Consider the following 17,432-nt stretch of genomic DNA (forward strand, 5'->3'; position numbering starts at 1 on the left):
CGGGACCAGGTCGACTGATCAACCCACCAGGGCGCGGACGTCCCAGACCCAGACGTCGTCGACCCGCTGCGGCGGCCCGATCAGGCCGGTGACCAGGTCGCGCAGCACCGCCTCGCGCGGATGCGCCCCGAGCACCACCACCGACGCCCGCCAGAACCGCAGGTCCTCGACGGCCTGGCGACGGTTCTCGTCGGTGAGCGCCGGCACCGCGTCCTTGTCCATGGTGGAGTAGATGAGGGTGCTGGTGGGCCGGTTCGGCGCGCCGAAGACCCCCTCGCCCAGCTCATTCGGCCCGATGAAGTAGCCGCCCGGGACGGGGAACTCCTGCCCGGTCAGGGCGCTCCAGCGCAGCGTCGGCAGGCCGTGCACGTTGCTCGGGATCGGCACCGGCACCAGGGTCCGGCCCGCCGGCACGTACGGTCGCCAGCCGCCCGCGGTGATGAAGTGCGGTGGCGGTTCGATCTGCTGGGCGGGCAGCGGCCGGGGCAGCAGCGGCAGCACGGCGAGGGTGACCGCCGCGTACCCCACTGGGCGCAGCCACCGACGGCGTGCCGCGACCGGCGCGGGAGCGGCCGGGTCGTCGGACGTCGCCGGGGTCGGCTCGTCGACGCGCTGGGCCGGCACCCGCGCGGGGTCGGCCACCGCGCGCCCCTGGCGGTGCGCGGCGTCCCAGGTCAACGCGAGCAGTACGCCCACCGCGGCGGCGACCACGAGCGTCAGCCGGGTCGGCATCATCATCTCGACAAGTGGCAGGTCGTCCGGCACGTACGACCACGGGCCACGCACGGTGGTCTCCACACCGTCGAAGCGCACCATCGGCCCGATCGCGGCCACGGTGAACACCACGATCAGCACCGCGACGATCCGGGTGGCCAGCGACCGACGCACGAGCAGCACCAGGGACACCAGCGAGAGCAGCACCAACGGCCAGCCGAACCAGGTGTTCTGCTCGGTCAGCCCGATCGTCTGCTCCACCGCCGGGTCACCGGCCCAGGTGTCCCTTGCGAAGGTGACGAAGGCCATCAGGTCCTCGCCCCAGTTGTGGAAGACGCCACCCTGCAGGCCCCGGTAGGACTGCGGGCCGTTGAACTGGAACCAGATCGGGTACGCCGCGAGCACCAGGGCCAGCCCGCCGGCGACCCCGAGCCCGGCCGCGAACGTGCCGGCGGCCGCCCAGGCGGCGCGCGGCCGCTGCACGACGTACGCCAGCACGACGACCAGGCAGGCCAGCGCGGTGAGCAGCAGCATCTCCTCGTTGATGAAGATCTGGTACGTCACCAGTGCGCCGAGCACCAGCCCGTTGCGCCGCCACCGGCCCGGCTCGCCGAGGCGCAGCACCCGCACCACGATCAGCGGCAACAGGAAGTTGGACACGAAGTTGGGCTGACCGTTGGCGTGGTGGATGATTCCCGGCGCGAAGCCGAGGAACGCGCCGCCGACGAAGGCCGCCGCCCGGGAGCGCACCAGGTGGCGGGAGAGCATCCAGTACCCGGTGCCGGCGGTGGCCGCCAGCGCCGCACCCAGATAGAGCGCGTACATCACCTGGGGGCCGAGCAGCAGGGTCAGCGGGGCCAGCGGCAGGGTCACCCCGAGCAGTGAGGTGTTGGCCATCATGTTCACGCCGTCCGGGGCGTTCTGCCGGGCCGTGAACAGCGGGTTCTCCAGGTGCCGCACCGAGTACGCGCCATGCGCGAACAACCACTCGAACCAGCTGTGGTCGGTGGGCAGGTGCGAGGAGACCCGGCCGGTGACGTCACCCCAGTAGTTGAGGCAGACGAAGACGCCCAGCAGCACATAGGCTCCGAGGGCCAACAGGTCGGCTCGGGCCGGGCGGCGGCGAGACCGCCGTGTCGGCTCGACCTCGGCCGGGTCGACGTCGGTAACGGGATTCAGCGAAGGGTCTACCACCGGCACAGCCACGACGCGCCATCGTACAGGCGCGGGTCCGTCGCTTTTGCCGGGCCGGTGCACTCACGGTCGGTTTGCCGGACGTCACTCGCCGGCCAGCACGGGGAGGATGGTCGTTGTCGATCATCGAGCTGGGTGAGATCGGGGACGAGTCGACCACCGGTCCGCCGGTCCGCCGGCCCCGCGCCGCCGGCCGCCCGTTGCGCGGCGCCGCCGTGCTGCTGCTCGCCCTGCTGCTGCCGGCCGGCGCGACACCGCAGCCGGAACGGACGATGACCGTGGTGCCGACGTCGCGGGCGGACATCGTCTTCCTCATCGCGGACGGCGTCATCGTCATCGACCCCCCGACCGCCGAACAGGACCGGCACCTGACCGCGTACACCCGGCCGGCACCGAACGGCGCCGGTGTGCGGTGGCGGGCACCGGTGCCCCACGGCGATGACTACCTCGGCGTCCGGATCGAGCGAGGGCTGGTGCTGCTCACTGGGGTCGATGCCGAGGACGGGGTGATCGAGACCACCGCCTTCGACGCCGAGACGGGCCAGCAGCGGTGGCAGCGTCGTGGTTCCCCCGTACCGATCGCCGGCGGCGGGCTGCTGCTGACCGAGGTCCGCCAGAACGGGGTGGACGGGATGAGCGGGATCGACCCCGACACCGGTCGGGTTCTCTGGTCGGTGCCCCTGCTGTCGCCCTCCGGCCCCGGCTACCACGTGATCGACGGTCGGGTCGACAGGTTCGTGCTGGTGCAGCCCACCGGCGAGGTTCAGGTGCACGACGCCGACAGCGGCCGCCTGCTGCGCAGCGTGGACACGTTGCCCGGCGACCGATCGGTGTTCCAGCGGGTCCAGGTCGTCGACGATCTGCTGCTGCTTCTCACCCCCGGGGACGTCCCGATGGTGGTGGCCTACGAGTTGGCCGGGTTGGAGCAGCGGTGGACGGCGCAGGTGTCTCCGGTGTCCTTCGTGGTCGGTTGTGCCGACCTGCTCTGCGTGTCGGGGCAGGACGGCAGCCTCCGGGTCCTCGATCCGGCCACCGGCGTGGTGCGCTGGTCGGACCCGGGCAGGGAGTTGCTGGCCGACGTACGCGGCGGCCATCTGCTGATGGCCGGCTTCGGGCGGCAGTACGCGGTGCGCGACGCGGCGACCGGGCGAACGCGCACCGAGCTGGGTGAGTGGGACCTGATGCAGGTGCTCCGGCTGGACGATCCGCTGGTCGGGCTGCGGCACGGCGACGACGGCCGGCTGGTCGTCGCCGCCCTGGACCTGCCGGCCGGCCAGGCGCGAATCCTCGACGTGCTGCCGGACATCGCGGGCAGTTGCCAGGCGTCGCTACCGATCCTGCTCTGCCAGCGTCTCGACGGCTCGACCGCGCTGTGGCGGTTGGGGCAGTGACCGACCCGGTGATCGACCTCGGTGAGCTCCGGGCCGGCCCGGATCCGGATCCGCTGCCCCGCCCGCCCCGCGCGAACGGTCGACTGTTGCGCTCCGCGCTGGTCCTGCTGCTCGTGCTGGCCACGCTCGTCTCCGCCGCGGTGCCGCCACCCCGCCCGGCCGCGGTGACGTTGCCCGCGCAACTCGCCGCCGAGACGCTGCTAACCGCCGACCTGTTCGTGGTGCTCGACCCGGACCCGGAGCAGCCGACGCGGCGGCGGATGAGCGCCTTCCGGCTGCCCGACGGCGTATTGCTCTGGCAGGCCGCAGTACCGGTGCAGGGCCGGAGTTGGGCGATCACGTCGGCGGGCGGGACCCTGCTGGTCACGGTCTACGAGGTGCTGTCGCCCGAGCAGGGCGTCCAGTCCCTGGCGTTCGACCGGGAGACCGGGGCGTACCGCTGGCAGCAGCCGGGCCACCCCACCCTGCTGGCCGACGGCAACGTGTTGCTGCTGTCCGGCGCGGACGACCAGCCGGTCACCCTGCGCGCGGTCGACAGGTGCTGCGGCACCGTGCGCTGGCAGCTGACCGACGCCGCCGAGTACGTCGGCCTCCGGCAGGACGCCCGCGGATTGGACCGGATAGTGCTCCACTGGAGGACGGGACACACCGAGGTGCATGACGCGATCACCGGCGCGGAGCTGGCCCGTGCCGACCTGCGCCCACCCGAGGGCGGCTCGTACGAGTACGTGCAGGTGGTGAACGACCTCCTGCTGGCCAGCCAAGGGACGCCGACCACGATCACCGCGTACGGGCTGGACCGGCTGGAGCGGCGCTGGAGTACCACCGGCACCGATCGGATCGACGTCATCGAGGACTGCGGTCCCGTCCTGTGTTCGCAGCGACATCGCGCCGAGCTGTCGGGGGTCGATCCCGCGACCGGCCAGGTGCGGTGGCACAGCGACCGCTGGGGGTGGGTCCTGCCGTACGACGGACGGCTGGTGTCCGCGCCCGTCGCCGACCCTCCACAGCCGCTCGTCATACTCGATCCGACGACCGGCGAGAAGGTGGCCGAACTGGGCCGGTGGGAGCCGGCCATGGTCAACCTCGACGGCCCGCTGATCGGCACGCGTCCGCACCCGGACGGCGGGATGGTCGTCGCGGAGTTGGACGTCCGCGCCGGAGAGGCGCACGTACTGGACGTGTTTCCGGACGTCGCCGGCAACTGCCAGGCCACCGCCGGCCTCCTGCTCTGCCAGCTGGTGGACGGGTCGTACCGGCTGTTCCGGGTGTCCCGGTGAGCGGCTCGGTGATCGACCTCGGCGAGCTGCGGCACGGACCGGAGCTGGAGCCGGCGCCGTCGCCCCGCCCACCCCGCGCCAAGGGCCGGCCGCTGCGCTGCGCGCTGGCCCTGCTGCTGGCGCTGGCCACCCTCGCTGCCGCCGGGCCGCCGCCGCCGGGACGGACCGTGGTGACGGTGCCCGCCGAGGCGGGCGCCGACGTGCAGATCGACGGTGACCTGGTCCTGGTGATCAACCCGGTCACCGTCCAGGCGCCGCAGTGGCGGCTGGCCGCCTTCCGGCTGTCCGACGGCGAGCCGGTCTGGGACACCCCGCTGCCCGGGAAGGCCCGCTTCTGGGGAATCCAGCCGAAGGACGGTCTCCTGCTGCTCACCGGGTACGAGATCGGTGCGGACGCGCGGGACACCCTCACCGTGGCGCTGGACCGCGCGACCGGGGCGTACCGCTGGCAACAGCCGGGCGGCTCCTTCGAGCTGGCTGACGGCAACGTGCTGCTGCAGTCCGTCGGCGAGGACCAGCCGCTCAGCCTGCGCGTTGTCGACCCCTGCTGTGGCACGGTGCGCTGGCAGCTGAGCACCCCCACCGCCGGCGTCACCGCGCAGCCCGTCGGGGAGAAGGCGGACCGGGTGGTGCTCAGCGACGTGCGCGGACCGGTCGAGGTACGCGACGCGCTGACCGGGGCGGTGCGTGCTCGCGCCGACCTGCGGCCACCCGACGGCGGGCCACTCGGGTACGTGCAGGTGGAGAACGACCTGCTGCTGACCGCCGGCGGGCAACCGGGCGCGCTCACGGCGTACGGGCTGGACCGGCTGGACCGGCGCTGGAGCACGACGATCGGCGAGATCGATTTCGTGCAGGGCTGTGGCGCCGTCCTGTGTCTGGGCACCCGCTCCAGCGGGCTGTGGGGGGTCGACCCCGCGACCGGCGAGGTGCGCTGGCGCAGCGACCGCTGGGCGTGGGCCTGGCCGTCCGGCGGTCAGCTGGTGGCCAGCACGCGCAGCAGCGATCCGCTGGGGGACGTCTTCGTCGTCGACGTGCGGACCGGCCAGGAGGTGGCCAACCTGGGTCGGTGGGAGCTGTACCAGCTCGACAGCAGTGGTCGGCTGCTCGGCGTCCGCCCGCATCCCGACGGCGGGGTGCTGGTCGGGGAGTTGGACGTTTCCGCCGGGACGTCGCGCGTCGCGGACCTGCTGCCGGACGCCACCGGGCGGTGCCAGGCGATCGCGGGCCACCTGCTCTGCGCTGGCACGGGCGGCCCGTACCAGATCTGGCAGTTGCGCGACTGATCACCGGCTGGCCCGGGCGGGCGGCGAGGGAGGATGGTTGCCGGCTGGCACTAGGTTGTCGGTGGTCAGCAGCGAGGAGGCCGGGATGCGGGTACTGGTGGTGGAGGACGAGCGCAACCTCGCCGACGCGATCGCGCGCGGGTTGCGCAAACGGGGGATGGCGGTCGACGTCGCGTACGACGGCGACGCCGGCCACGAGGCGGCGTTCGTCACCCGGTACGACGTGGTGGTGCTGGACCGCGACCTGCCCGGCGTGCACGGTGACCAGATCTGCGCGGATCTGGCCGCCTCCGGTGCGCTGACCCGGGTGCTGATGCTGACCGCGAGCGGCACGGTGGCCGACCGGGTGGAGGGATTGCAGCTCGGCGCGGACGACTACCTGTCCAAACCGTTCGCCTTCGACGAGTTGGTCGCCCGGGTGCAGGCGCTGGGCCGGCGGGCCACCCCGGCCGCGCCGCCGGTGCTCGAACTGGCCGACCTGGTGCTCGACCCGGCCCGCCGGGTGGCCACCCGCGCCGGGGTGCCGGTCGACCTGACCAACAAGGAGTTCGGGGTGCTCAGCGAGCTGCTCAAGGCCCGCGGCGCGGTGGTTTCCAGTGAGGAACTGCTGGAACGGGTCTGGGACGCGAACACCGACCCGTTCACCACGATCGTCCGCGTCACCGTGATGACGCTGCGCAAGAAGCTCGGTGACCCGCCGCTGATCGAGACCGTGGTGGGCGCGGGTTACCGCACGGCCGAGGTGGGCGCGTGAGCCGCCGGGTCCGGCCCACCCTGCGGTTGCGGCTGACCCTGCTCAACGGGGTGCTGCTGGTCGGCGCGGGGGCGATCCTGGTGCTGCTGGCCTGGCTGTTGGTCCGGGACGCGCTGCGCCCCACCGACGAGCTGTTGCCCGGCACGACGGTCCTGCTCTCCGACGGCGGGCGGATGGACGCCGCCGAGTGGCAGCGGCGCCTGGTCGACGCCGCGTCCGGGGAACTGCTGGCCAAGGGCCTGGTCGCGCTGTTGGCGATCAGCGTGGTCGGGGTGGCCGGCGCGTACGCGGTGGCGGGCCGGGCGCTGCGCCCACTGCACCAGGTCACCGCGACCGCGCAGCGCCTCGGCGAGGCCACCCTGGACCAGCGGATCGGCTACTCGGGCGCCGACGACGAGGTGGCCGAGTTGGCGAAGACGTTCGACGCCATGCTGGACCGGATCGCGTCGGCGTTCGAGGCGCAGAAGCGCTTCGTGGCGAACGCCTCGCACGAACTGCGTACTCCGCTGGCCGTGATGCGTACCGAGATCGACGTGACGCTCAGCGACGACGACGCGGATGCCGCGGAGTACCGGCGGATGGCGACGGTCGTCCGGGACGCGTCCGAGCGGGCCAACGGCCTGGTGGACGCGCTGCTGGTGTTGGCCCGCAGCGAGGCCCAGGCCGGGCGGCAACTGGGCCGGCGCACCGAGTGTGACCTCTCGGCGGGCACCGCGAACGCGTTGTCGGCGATGCGCCGCGAGGTGGAGCGGATCGGCCTGCGGGTGCAGACGTCGTTGAAGCCCGCGCCGGTCGTCGGTGACCCGGGGCTGCTGGACCGGTTGGCCGGCAACCTCATCGAGAACGCGGTTCGCTACAACCACCTGCACGGCCGGCTCTGGGTGCGCACCGGCACCGACGGCGAACGGTCCTGGCTGGTCGTGGGCAACACCGGGTTCGAGGTGGACCAGGCCGACGTGCCGGGGCTGTTCGAGCCGTTCCGGCGCGGTGGCCGGGAACGCACCGGCGCCCGTGGCTCCGGCCTGGGGCTGTCCATCGTCCGGGCGGTCTGCACGGCGCACGGCGGCACGGTACGGGTCATCGCCCAGCCCGGCGGTGGCCTGGAGGTGACGGTCACCCTGCCGTCGGCGGACGCCCCGGCGGTGAACGGCGCGGCGGTCACGACCGGCTGACCGGGGTTGCGCGCGGCGTTCGACCGGTGGCAAGATCACGCCGTCAGCTCGAGAAGCGAAGGGGGGTGCGTCGATGTCCACCAATCATGACTCCGCGCCCCGGGTCTGCGCCGGCTGACTCCCGGAAGCGGAGCGTCCCATCCCACACGGAGGGAACACCCGTGTATCCACGGATCCGCAACATCAGTTTCGACTGTCACGACACGTACGCCCTGGCGGGCTTCTGGGCCGCCGTGCTCGGGTACGCCCGGCACTCGGAGGACTTCCCGGGTGACCCGGAGGCGGCTCTGCTGCCGCCGGGCGAGACCACGCCGAACCTGTTCTTCCAAGAGGTGCCGGAGGACAAGGTGACCAAGAACCGGCTGCACATCTGCCTGGAACCGGTCGACCGGACCAGGGACGAGGAGGTCGAGCGGGTGCTCGGCCTCGGGGCCACCCTGGTCACCGACCGACGGCGCGCCGACGGTACGGGCTGGGCGGTGCTCGCCGACCCGGAGGGCAACGAGTTCTGCGTGGTCCGCAGCGTCGGGGAACGTGTCGCCACCACCACTGAGGAGGACCAGCTGTGAGTTCGACGATTCACAACATCAGCATCGACTGTCACGACACGTACGCCCTGGCCGGCTTCTGGGCGCAGGTCTTCGACTGCCCCCGGCATCCCGACGACTTCCCCGGCGACCCGGAGGCGATGCTCCTGCCGCCGGGCGGCCCGGAGGTGCTCTTTCTCGCCGTGCCCGAGGGCAAGACGGTGAAGAACCGCCTGCACCTGGACCTGCAACCCGCCGACCGCACCCGGGCCGAGGAGGTCGAGCGGCTGCTCGGCATCGGCGCGACGCTCGTCGCCGATCACGTCGGCCCGACCGGCGGGGGTTGGGTGGTGCTCGCCGACCCGGAGGGCAACGAGTTCTGCGTACTCGGCAACGCTGACGAGCGGGCGGCGGCAGCGGCGGCGCGGGCCGCGGCGGGAGACAACGAACCGGCCTGATCGCCGGCGTACGGTTCGGGGCCTCGGCCACCCTGCGGTGGCCGGGGCCGCGGAACCACTCCGCCGTGGTGTTGGATGAACGGCCACGGCAGTCGGATGAGGGATGTGTGGCCGGATGGACACGAAGACGACCGAGCCGGTGCGGCCGTACCTCACCGCGGCCGGGGAGCGGCTTCGGTCTGACCGCTGCGAGGTGTGGACCGAGAACTGGGGCGGCGTACCGGTGCTGATCGGTCACCGGGGCGACTTCCGGATGCGGTGGATGGCGACCAAGCTGCACCTGTTCACGGTCGCCGCACCGGCGACGCTTGTCACGGCGGACGCCCTGCAGAGGTTCACCGCCACGGCGATGGACTACGTGTTGGCCCGCAAGGGGCAGCTGCGTGGCCTTCAGACCGGCGTGGCGGTGTTTCCCGCCCTGGTCGGTGTCCAGGTCGATCCGGCGGCCTCGGCGTGGGCGCAGGGGGGCCAGCAGGTGAAGTTCGCCGCGGTGGCCCGACCGGTGGCGGTGGAGGTCGGCAGTGGCACGGCCAGCGCCTACCGCGGCAACCCGGTGCTCGGCTTCATCTACGCGGCCCACCTGCGGAACAAGCTGAACACGTACTTCCCGGTGGTCTGAGCCGGAGTACGGCACGGGGCCTCGGCCACCCTGAGGTGGGCGAGGCCCCGGTCGTCGCACGGCTCAGGAGCGCTGCTCGATCTGGCCCCGGATGGTGACGAACTCGGCCTCCACCTGCTTGGCGGTCTTGAAGTAGACCACCACCATGCCCACGCTGCCCCGGTCGGCCCAGACGCAGACACCCAACGGGATGTTCCCGGCGGCCTTGCCGTCCCCGCACTTCGCGTCGCCGCCGAGCGGGCCGGCCTCGACCGCGGCCATGTTGGTCACGGTCAGTTCGGTGGTGAGCCCGTTGACGGCGTCGTCCAGTTCCTTCTTCGGGTCCGTCATCAGACCGGACACCGCGGCGATCATGACGATGTCCTGCTTGGTCGGGTCGCCGTAGAACGCACCGACCGTGCTGGTCTCGTTCTGCACCTCGGCCTTCATCTTGGTGACCAGATCGTCGGCGGCCGCCTGGAGCTGCGGGTCGGTGAGCTTCGGCCGGCCGGCGAGGGTCGCCGGCGCGACCACCCGGGTCTTGGTGGCGTCGACGACGTCGCCGACGTCCTTCCGGATCGCGAACCAGGTGATCGCCGCCCCGCCCAGGCAGAGCACCAGCACCACCGCCAGCACGATGAGCACGATCTTGCCGACGTTCGACTTCTTCGCCGGGGGCGGGCCGCCGGGCAGGTACGGCTGACCCGGCTGCGCGGGTGGGAACCCCTGCTGCTGCGGAGGCGGCCACCCACCGGGCTGCTGCGGCTGACCCGGGTACTGCTGCTGGCCCGGCTGCTGGGGCCATCCACCGGGCTGCCCCGGCTGGCTCGGCTGCTGCGGCCACCCACCGGGCTGGCCCGGCTGCTGCGGCCACCCACCGGGCTGCTGCGCCTGGCCCGGGTACTGCGGCTGCCCCGGCTGCTGGGGCTGGTTGGCGGGATCGTGCGGCGGGCCGTACGGGTTGGCCGGCGGCTGAGACATCAGTTGGCTCCAAGTCAGGGGGTGCGAAGCGCGTGATCCTAACCCGGTGCGGCAACCGGCGATGCCCCCGCGTCGGCCCCCCTCGGGCAACCGGCTGATCACAAACGGTCGCGGTGGTCGGCCGTCCACGAGGGACGGTCCGACCACCGCGACGGTGACGCGGTGGACTCGTCAGGCGGGCAGGCTCGCCGCCCCGTGCGGCAGGAACCGCTGACCGGTGACCCGCTCGGAGGTGCCGGTCCGATCCAGGTACGGCGTGACGCCACCCAGGTGGAACGGCCACCCGGCGCCCAGGATCATGCACAGGTCGATGTCCTGCGCCTCGGCGACCACGCCCTCGTCCAGCATCAGCCGGATCTCCTGCGCGAGCGCGTCGAGCGCGTTCTGGCGTACCTGCTCGGCGGTCAGCGGCTGGTCACCGACGACGAGCAGCTTGGCCACCTCATCGTTGACCTGGTCGTCGACCACGATCGGCTGACCGGAGTCGGCGATCCGCCTGAGGTTCTCGCTGACCCCGAACCGGTCCGGGTACGCCGCGTGCAGGGTGCCGCCCACGTGGTACGCGACGGCCGGTCCGACGAGCTGGAGCAGGGCGAGCGGGCGCATCGGCAGGCCCAGCGGGTCCAGTGCGCTGTTCGCCACGTCCAGCGGGGTGCCGGCGTCGACGGCGGCGAAGACGGTGCCCAGGAAGCGGGTGAGCAGCCGGTTCACCACGAACGCCGGAGCGTCCTTGACCAGCACGCTCGACTTCTTGAGCTGCTTGCCGACCGCGAACGCGGTGGCCAGGGTGGTGTCGTCGGTGCGCTCACCCCGGACGATCTCCAGCAGCGGCAGCACCGCCACCGGGTTGAAGAAGTGGAAGCCGACCACCCGCTCCGGGTGCTCCAGGTCGGCGGCCATCTCGGTGATCGACAGCGAGCTGGTGTTGGTGGCGAGCACCGCCTCCGGGGAGACGATCTTCTCCAGCTCGGCCCAGACCTGCTTCTTGACGCCCAGGTCCTCGAAGACCGCCTCGATGACGAAGTCGGCGTCGGCGAAGGCGCTCTTGTCGACAGTGCCGCTGACCAGCCCGTACAGCTTGGCGGCGGTGCCCTTGTCCATCCGGCCCTTGACGACGGCCTTCTCGATCTGGGTGTGCACGTAGCCGACGCCCTTGTCCACCCGGGACTGGTCCAGGTCGCTCATGACGACCGGCACCTGGAGGCGGCGGGCGAACAGCAGCGCCAACTGGCTGGCCATCAGGCCGGCGCCGACGATGCCGACCTTGGTGATCGTGCGGGCCAGTCCCTTGTCCGGTGCCCCGGCCGGTCGCTTGGCCCGCCGCTGCACCAGGTCGAAGGCGTACAGGCCGCTGCGCAACTCCTCGGAGAAGACCAGGTCCGCGAGGGCCTCGTCCTCGGCGGCGGTGCCGGCGGCGAAGTCGCCGTCCTTCGCCGTCTCCAGCAGGTCGAGGGCCTTGTACGCGGCCGGGACCGCGCCGTGCAGCCGCTGGTTCAGCGTCTCTCGGGCGAAGTAGAGCACGCCCGCCCACATGTCCTTGTCGACCTCGGGCCGGGTCACGGTGACCTGACCCCGGACCACGCCGGCGGCCCACTCCAGGGAACGCTCCAGGAAGTCCGCCGGCTCCAGCAGGATGTCCGCGATGCCCAGCTCGGCGGCCTGCTTCGGCTTGAGCATCTTGTTCTGCATCAGCGGGTTCTGGATGATCACCTGGGTCGCGGCGGGGATGCCGATCAGGTTCGGCAGCAGTTGGGTGCCGCCCCAGCCGGGCACCAGACCGAGGGAGACCTCGGGCAGCGCGAGGGCCGCCGCGCCGCCGGACAGCGTCCGGTAGTGGCAGTGCAGCGCCAACTCCAGCCCGCCGCCCATCGCCGCCCCGTTGACGAACGCGAAGGTGGGGACCGTGCTGTCCTTGAGTCGGGCGAAGACCCGGTGACCGAGCCGGCCGATCTCCAGCGCCTGCGCGCGGTCGGCGAGTTGCGGCAGGCCGACGATGTCCGCGCCCACACAGAAGATGTACGGCTTGCCGGTGACCGCGATGAACGCCAGGTCGGCGGCGAGCGCGGCGGTGATCGCCTCGTCCAGGCTGGCCAACCCACCCGGACCGAACGTGTTCGGCTTGGTGTGGTCGAGCCCGTTGTCCAACGTGATCAGGGCGGCGGGCCGGTCCAGCCCCGGTACGTTCACCTGCCGCAGCAGCGCCCGGGTGACGACCTCGTTCGGTGTCTTCACTTGTTGCCACCCTCCCAGTGCGGGTTCTCCCAGATGACCGTGCCGCCCATGCCGATGCCGATGCACATCGCGGTGAGGCCGTACCGGACCTCGGGGTGCTCGGCGAACTGGCGGGCCAGCTGCGTCATCAGCCGTACGCCCGACGAGGCGAGGGGGTGGCCGATGGCGATCGCGCCGCCCCACGGGTTGACCCGCGCGTCGTCGTCGGCGATGCCGAAGTGGTCGAGGAAGGCGAGCACCTGCACGGCGAACGCCTCGTTCAGCTCGAACAGGCCGATGTCGTCGATGCTGAGCCCGGCGAGACGCAGCGCCTTCTCCGTCGACGGGATCGGGCCGACGCCCATCACCTCCGGCTCCACGCCGACGAAACCGAACGACACCAGCCGCATGGCGACCGGCAGGCCCAGCTCGCGGGCGGTGGCCTCGTCGGCGAGCAGGCTCGCGGTGGCGCCGTCGTTCAGGCCGGCCGCGTTGCCCGCGGTGACCTTGCCGTGCGGGCGGAACGGGGTCTTCAGGGTGGCGAGCTTCTCCAGCGACGTGTCCCGCGGGGCCTCGTCCACCGTCGCCAGGCCCCAGCCACCCTCCTCGTCGCGGATGGACATCGGCACCAGGTCGTCCTGGAGCTTGCCGTTGGCGTACGCCTTCGCGGTCTTCTGCTGCGAGGCGAGCGCGAACGCGTCGGTGCGTGCCTTGGTGATGTGCGGGACCAGGTCGTGCAGGTTCTCCGCGGTGGCGCCCATGACCAGCGCGGACGGGTCGACCAGCTTCTCCGCGATGATGCGCGGGTTGGGGTCGACGCCCTCGCCCATCGGGTGGTGTCCCATGTGCTCGACGCCGCCGGCGATGGCGACGTCGTACGCGCCCATGGCGATGCCGCTGGCCACGGTGGTCACCGCGGTCATGGCGCCGGCGCACATCCGGTCGATGGCGAAGCCGGGAACGGTCTTGGGCAGACCGGCCAGCAGGGCGGCGGTACGGCCGATGGTGAGGCCCTGGTCGCCGATCTGGGTGGTGGCCGCGATGGCGACCTCCTCGACCCGCTCCGGGGGCAGCTGCGGATTGCGGCGCAGCAGTTCACGGATGCAGCGGATCACCAGGTCGTCGGCGCGGGTGTTGGCGTACATGCCACCCGCCTTGCCGAACGGGGTACGGACACCGTCGACAAAGACGACATCCCGAACTTCACGGGGCACTTGAGCCTCCTATTCGACCATGATTCGGCCTTCGGCCATGCGGCACGCCGGACCGGACAAGGGTCGCCGACACGGGCACGTTCCCCCGAATGCTACTCGCCAGTAACCACCGTGGTACCACGTCCCCCTGTGGCCCACCCCACACCCGGCCCCACCCACCCCACTCCGGCCCCCACCCGCCCCACTCCCCGGTCGATCACGGAGTTGTTGTCACGACACGCCGGTCGCGGTGGCAACAACTCCATGATCAACCGCAGGGGGCGGGTGATGGGTGGGTGGGATTGGGGCGGGGGTTAGGGGGTGGGGTTTAGGGCTTCGGTTAGGTCGGGGTTCAGGAGGCCGATCTGCCATTCGCGGGCGTTGAGGCCGCGCAGGGTCTCCGCGACCGTCTCCTCGGTGAGGTCCTCCGGCGGCGTCCAGGCCAGCCGGCGCACCGAATCCGGGGTGATCAGGTTCTCCGGCGGCAGGTTGTGCTCACCGGCGACGCGGATCACCACCTCCCGGCAACGGGCGAGCCGACCAGCCGCCACCGGATCCCGTTCGGCCCAGCGGTGCGGCGGGGGTGGACCCTCCACGGTCGGGGAGACCGGCAACGAGTCGTCCGGCAACTGCCGGGCGTCGTCGAGAGCGGCGAGCCAGGTGCGGGCCAACCGACGGACCGACCGACCGCCGAAACCGGGCAGGGTCAGCAGGGTCTTCTCGTCCTTCGGGTCCAACTCGGCGGCGGCGATGATCGCCGAGTCGGGCAACACCCGACCGGGCGCGGCGTCCCGCCGGGAAGCGATCTGGTCCCGGGCGTACCACATCGAGCGGACGCGAGCCTGCGCCCGCGCCCCGCGCAGCCGGTGGATGCCGGAGGTACGCCGCCAGGGCTCCGCCCGGACCCGCGGCGGGCGCGCCCCGGTGCGGACCAGCGCGGCGAACTCCTCCGCGGCCCAGGCCGACTTGCCCTGTCGGGTCAGCTCGGCGTCGAGCGCGTCGCGCAGGTCGGTGAGCAGTTCCACGTCGAGAGCCGCGTACGTCAGCCACGACTCGGGCAGCGGTCGGCTCGACCAGTCGGCGGCCGAGTGGTGCTTCTCCAGGGTGAACCCGAGCAGCTGCTCGGTCAGCGCGGCCAGCCCGACGCGCTCGAACCCGGCCAGCCGAGCTGCCAGCTCGGTGTCGAACAGTCGGCGCGGGCGCAGCCCCACCTCGGCCAGGCAGGGCAGATCCTGGCTGGCCGCGTGGAGCACCCACTCGGCATCCCCGATCGCCGCGTCCAGCGCACTGAGGTCCGGCAGGGGCAGCGGGTCGATCAGCGCCGTACCCGCGCCGGCCCGGCGCAGTTGCACCAGGTACGCGCGCTGGCTGTAGCGGTAGCCGGAGGCGCGCTCGGCGTCCAGGGCGACGGGGCCGCTGCCCGCCGCGAAGCGGGCCACGACCTCGGCGAGCTCGGCCGGGGCGGCCACCGGATCGGGGGTGCCGTCACGCGGGGCGATCAGCGGAACGGGCCCACCGTCGGTCGGGTCGACCCTGTCGTCCGCCGGCTGCGGCTGGGCCGACGGCGGGTGCTGGGGTGCGTTTCCCGGGAGTTCTTCGGCGGGCCGACGGCGCTGGGGTGGTTCGTCGGTCACCTGCCAACCCTAGTGCGCGCGGTGAACCGGCGGGTGCAGCCGGTCCGGCGTGTGTCGATCAGGTGTCCGCGAGGTGTCCCGGCCAACTGCCCGCACCCCGTCGATCATGGACCTGTGGTGCCTCACAAATGCCGCGCACAGCAGTATTTCGCCCACCCCAACTCCATGATCGACGCGGAAGGGGGCGGGGCGCGGGGCGGGACGGGCGCGGGAGGGGATGGACCGGTTGGGTCAGGCCGCGCCGGCCGACCGGCGATCGGCCAGGGCGGTGACCCCCGGTGGTGGCAGACCGGCCGTGGAGGCGAGCAACGCACACCAGCCGAGCAGGTGCGGCGTCAGCTCGTCGTCGACAGGCGTCCAGGAGGCGCGGATCTCGATGTCGCCCACGGTCGGCGGGCCGGCGAGGTCACCGAACCGGGTCGACATGGTCTGCGTCACCGTGCCGCCGATCGCCCGGTGGCCGGCGTCCTGGGCGTCCAACGCGTCGGTCAGCCACGTCCAGCCGACCCCGGGCAGCAGCGGGTCGGCGGCCAGGTCGACCTCCAACTCGGCGGTCACGTAGGTGACCAACCGCAGGGTGCCCTGCCACGCCTCGTGGCCGACCGGATCGTGCAGCAGGATCAACCGGCCGGTCGCCACCTCGTCGCCGTCGCGCAGGACGGTCGCGGAGAGCGCGAACGTGTACGGGGCCAACCGCTGGGGGGCGCCGACCTCCTCCAGCGTGATCTCCGGCCGGGGGGCCGCCGATCGCAGCCCGGCGACCGCGCGGGCGAACGTCTCCGGGAGCGCGATCGGGGGGGCCATGTCGGCAGCCTATGCCGCCGTCGGCCCCCGGCTCCGACGGCGCGCCGACACCCGTGCGCCGCCGGAGGCCCACGGAAGTCACTCTTCCTTTCACCCCAGGTGGGACGGGGGTGGTGGGCGTGGCACGATTGCGGCGATGACCACGGACACCACGGGCACTGTCGCCCGAGACGGAGAACCCCGCCCCGGCGGACCAGCCGACTCGCCCTTCGTCAGGGCCTGCCGGCGACGGCCCGGCCCGCACACCCCGGTCTGGTTCATGCGCCAGGCCGGCCGCTCGCTGCCGGAATACCGGGAGATCCGGGCGACCGTGCCGATGCTGGAGTCCTGCCGTCGCCCGGAGTTGGTCACCGAGATCACGCTTCAGCCGGTGCGCCGGCACGGAGTGGACGCGGCGATCCTGTTCAGCGACATCGTGGTGCCGGTCGCGGCGGCCGGTGTCGATCTGGACATCGTGCCGGGCACCGGTCCGGTGGTCGCCGAGCCGGTCCGCACCCTCGCCGACGTCGAGCGGATCCGCCCCATCACCCGCGACGACGTCCCGTACGTGGACGAGGCCGTCCGGCAGTTGGTGGTCGAGCTGGGCGACACCCCGCTCATCGGTTTCGCCGGCGCGCCGTTCACCCTGGCCAGCTACCTGGTCGAGGGTGGGCCGTCGCGGACCCACGCGAAGACCAAGGCCCTGATGTACGGCAACCCGGAGCTGTGGCACGCGCTGTGCGGCCGGCTGTCCGAGGTGACGCTCGCCTTCCTGCGGGTGCAGATCGAGGCGGGTGTGTCCGCCGTGCAGTTGTTCGACTCCTGGGCGGGCGCGCTGTCCGAGGCCGACTACCGCCGCTACGTGCTGCCGCACTCCACCGCCGTGCTGAGCGGGCTGGTCGACTCCGGGGTGCCGCGGATCCACTTCGGGGTGGGCACCGCCGAGCTGCTCGGCGCGATGGGCGAGGCCGGCGCGGACGTGGTCGGCGTCGACTGGCGTACCCCGCTGGACGTGGCCACTCAGCGGATCGGCCCGGACCGGGCGGTGCAGGGCAACCTGGACCCGTGCGTGCTGTTCGCACCGTGGCCGGTGGTGGAGGCCGAGGTGCGTCGCATCCTGGAGCAGGGCCGGGCGGCCCCCGGGCACGTGTTCAACCTTGGCCACGGTGTGCTGCCGGAGACCGACCCGGAGGTGTTGACCCGGGTGGTCGCGCTGGTGCACGAGCTGTCCAGCCGCCGGGCCGACCAGGGCTGAG

At 72.5% G+C, this 17,432-nt stretch carries 15 protein-coding genes; 9 read left to right on the plus strand and 6 right to left on the minus strand.

The window, feature by feature from the left end; genetic code table 11:
- Positions 1-18 precede the first annotated feature (18 nt).
- Positions 19-1,914: a hypothetical protein gene (locus AB0O48_RS18335; protein WP_365067262.1), complete on the minus strand. Its 1,896-nt coding sequence runs from the start codon at positions 1,912-1,914 to the stop codon at positions 19-21.
- A 110-nt stretch (positions 1,915-2,024) separates the two neighbouring features.
- Here AB0O48_RS18335 and AB0O48_RS18340 point away from each other — a divergent pair, with 110 nt between their 5' ends.
- From AB0O48_RS18340 to AB0O48_RS18375, 8 genes are all read left to right on the plus strand, one after another.
- On the plus strand, positions 2,025-3,299 hold the full coding sequence (locus AB0O48_RS18340) for a PQQ-binding-like beta-propeller repeat protein (protein ID WP_365066932.1): 1,275 nt from the start codon (positions 2,025-2,027) through the stop codon (positions 3,297-3,299).
- Positions 3,296-4,579 carry a PQQ-binding-like beta-propeller repeat protein gene (locus tag AB0O48_RS18345; protein ID WP_365066935.1) on the plus strand — a complete coding sequence of 428 codons (1,284 nt, stop codon included), beginning with the start codon at positions 3,296-3,298 and terminating at the stop codon, positions 4,577-4,579. The genes AB0O48_RS18340 and AB0O48_RS18345 overlap by 4 nt, the downstream gene beginning before the upstream one ends.
- Positions 4,576-5,865 carry a PQQ-binding-like beta-propeller repeat protein gene (locus AB0O48_RS18350; RefSeq protein WP_365066938.1) on the plus strand — a complete coding sequence of 430 codons (1,290 nt, stop codon included), beginning with the start codon at positions 4,576-4,578 and terminating at the stop codon, positions 5,863-5,865. Before AB0O48_RS18345 ends, AB0O48_RS18350 begins: the two co-directional genes overlap by 4 nt.
- Positions 5,866-5,950: 85 nt before the next feature.
- Positions 5,951-6,619, plus strand: a complete 669-nt coding sequence (locus AB0O48_RS18355) for a response regulator transcription factor (RefSeq protein ID WP_357247659.1) — start codon at positions 5,951-5,953, stop codon at positions 6,617-6,619.
- Complete coding sequence (locus tag AB0O48_RS18360; RefSeq protein WP_357247662.1) at positions 6,616-7,791, plus strand: HAMP domain-containing sensor histidine kinase; 1,176 nt, start codon at positions 6,616-6,618, stop codon at positions 7,789-7,791. Before AB0O48_RS18355 ends, AB0O48_RS18360 begins: the two co-directional genes overlap by 4 nt.
- A 161-nt stretch (positions 7,792-7,952) precedes the next feature.
- Positions 7,953-8,360 carry a VOC family protein gene (locus AB0O48_RS18365; RefSeq protein WP_357247665.1) on the plus strand — a complete coding sequence of 136 codons (408 nt, stop codon included), beginning with the start codon at positions 7,953-7,955 and terminating at the stop codon, positions 8,358-8,360.
- Positions 8,357-8,776, plus strand: coding sequence for a VOC family protein (locus AB0O48_RS18370; RefSeq protein ID WP_357247667.1), 420 nt, complete (start codon positions 8,357-8,359; stop codon positions 8,774-8,776). The genes AB0O48_RS18365 and AB0O48_RS18370 overlap by 4 nt, the downstream gene beginning before the upstream one ends.
- Positions 8,777-8,891: 115 nt before the next feature.
- Complete coding sequence (locus AB0O48_RS18375) at positions 8,892-9,395, plus strand: levansucrase (RefSeq protein WP_357247669.1); 504 nt, start codon at positions 8,892-8,894, stop codon at positions 9,393-9,395.
- 63 nt (positions 9,396-9,458) lie between these two features.
- Here the strand turns inward: AB0O48_RS18375 and AB0O48_RS18380 are convergent, their stop codons facing one another.
- The 5 genes from AB0O48_RS18380 to AB0O48_RS18400 all read right to left on the minus strand — a co-directional run bounded on the left by AB0O48_RS18380 (position 9,459) and on the right by AB0O48_RS18400 (position 16,197).
- A complete protein-coding gene (locus tag AB0O48_RS18380) occupies positions 9,459-10,355 on the minus strand; it encodes a hypothetical protein (protein WP_357247672.1) in 897 nt (298 codons plus the stop codon).
- A 171-nt stretch (positions 10,356-10,526) separates the two neighbouring features.
- On the minus strand, positions 10,527-12,587 hold the full coding sequence (locus AB0O48_RS18385) for a 3-hydroxyacyl-CoA dehydrogenase NAD-binding domain-containing protein (RefSeq protein WP_365066945.1): 2,061 nt from the start codon (positions 12,585-12,587) through the stop codon (positions 10,527-10,529).
- Positions 12,584-13,780 (minus strand): thiolase family protein, encoded by a 1,197-nt coding sequence (locus AB0O48_RS18390; RefSeq protein ID WP_357247678.1) that lies wholly within the window; start codon positions 13,778-13,780, stop codon positions 12,584-12,586. The genes AB0O48_RS18385 and AB0O48_RS18390 overlap by 4 nt, the downstream gene beginning before the upstream one ends.
- Positions 13,781-14,073: 293 nt before the next feature.
- Positions 14,074-15,393, minus strand: a complete 1,320-nt coding sequence (locus AB0O48_RS18395; protein WP_357247681.1) for a ribonuclease D — start codon at positions 15,391-15,393, stop codon at positions 14,074-14,076.
- A gap of 231 nt (positions 15,394-15,624) precedes the next feature.
- Positions 15,625-16,197 carry a DUF3000 domain-containing protein gene (locus tag AB0O48_RS18400; protein ID WP_365066949.1) on the minus strand — a complete coding sequence of 191 codons (573 nt, stop codon included), beginning with the start codon at positions 16,195-16,197 and terminating at the stop codon, positions 15,625-15,627.
- 136 nt (positions 16,198-16,333) lie between these two features.
- On the opposite strand from AB0O48_RS18400, the gene hemE reads away from it, so the two are divergent.
- Positions 16,334-17,431, plus strand: a complete 1,098-nt coding sequence (gene hemE / locus AB0O48_RS18405) for a uroporphyrinogen decarboxylase (protein WP_357378628.1) — start codon at positions 16,334-16,336, stop codon at positions 17,429-17,431.
- The last annotated feature ends 1 nt before the right edge of the window (position 17,432 follow it).

This window comes from Micromonospora sp. NPDC085948, assembly GCF_040686315.1.
Taxonomy (GTDB): Bacteria; Actinomycetota; Actinomycetes; order Mycobacteriales; family Micromonosporaceae; genus Micromonospora.

Bases quoted from the DNA above. Each gene is read 5' to 3' on its own strand.
- AB0O48_RS18355 (WP_357247659.1), top strand. From the start codon at position 5,951: ATGCGGGTACTGGTGGTGGAGGACGAGCGCAACCTCGCCGACGCGATC.
- AB0O48_RS18375 (WP_357247669.1), top strand. From the start codon at position 8,892: ATGGACACGAAGACGACCGAGCCGGTGCGGCCGTACCTCACCGCGGCC.
- AB0O48_RS18380 (WP_357247672.1), bottom strand. From the start codon at position 10,355: ATGTCTCAGCCGCCGGCCAACCCGTACGGCCCGCCGCACGATCCCGCC.
- AB0O48_RS18400 (WP_365066949.1), bottom strand. From the start codon at position 16,197: ATGGCCCCCCCGATCGCGCTCCCGGAGACGTTCGCCCGCGCGGTCGCC.
- hemE (WP_357378628.1), top strand. From the start codon at position 16,334: ATGACCACGGACACCACGGGCACTGTCGCCCGAGACGGAGAACCCCGC.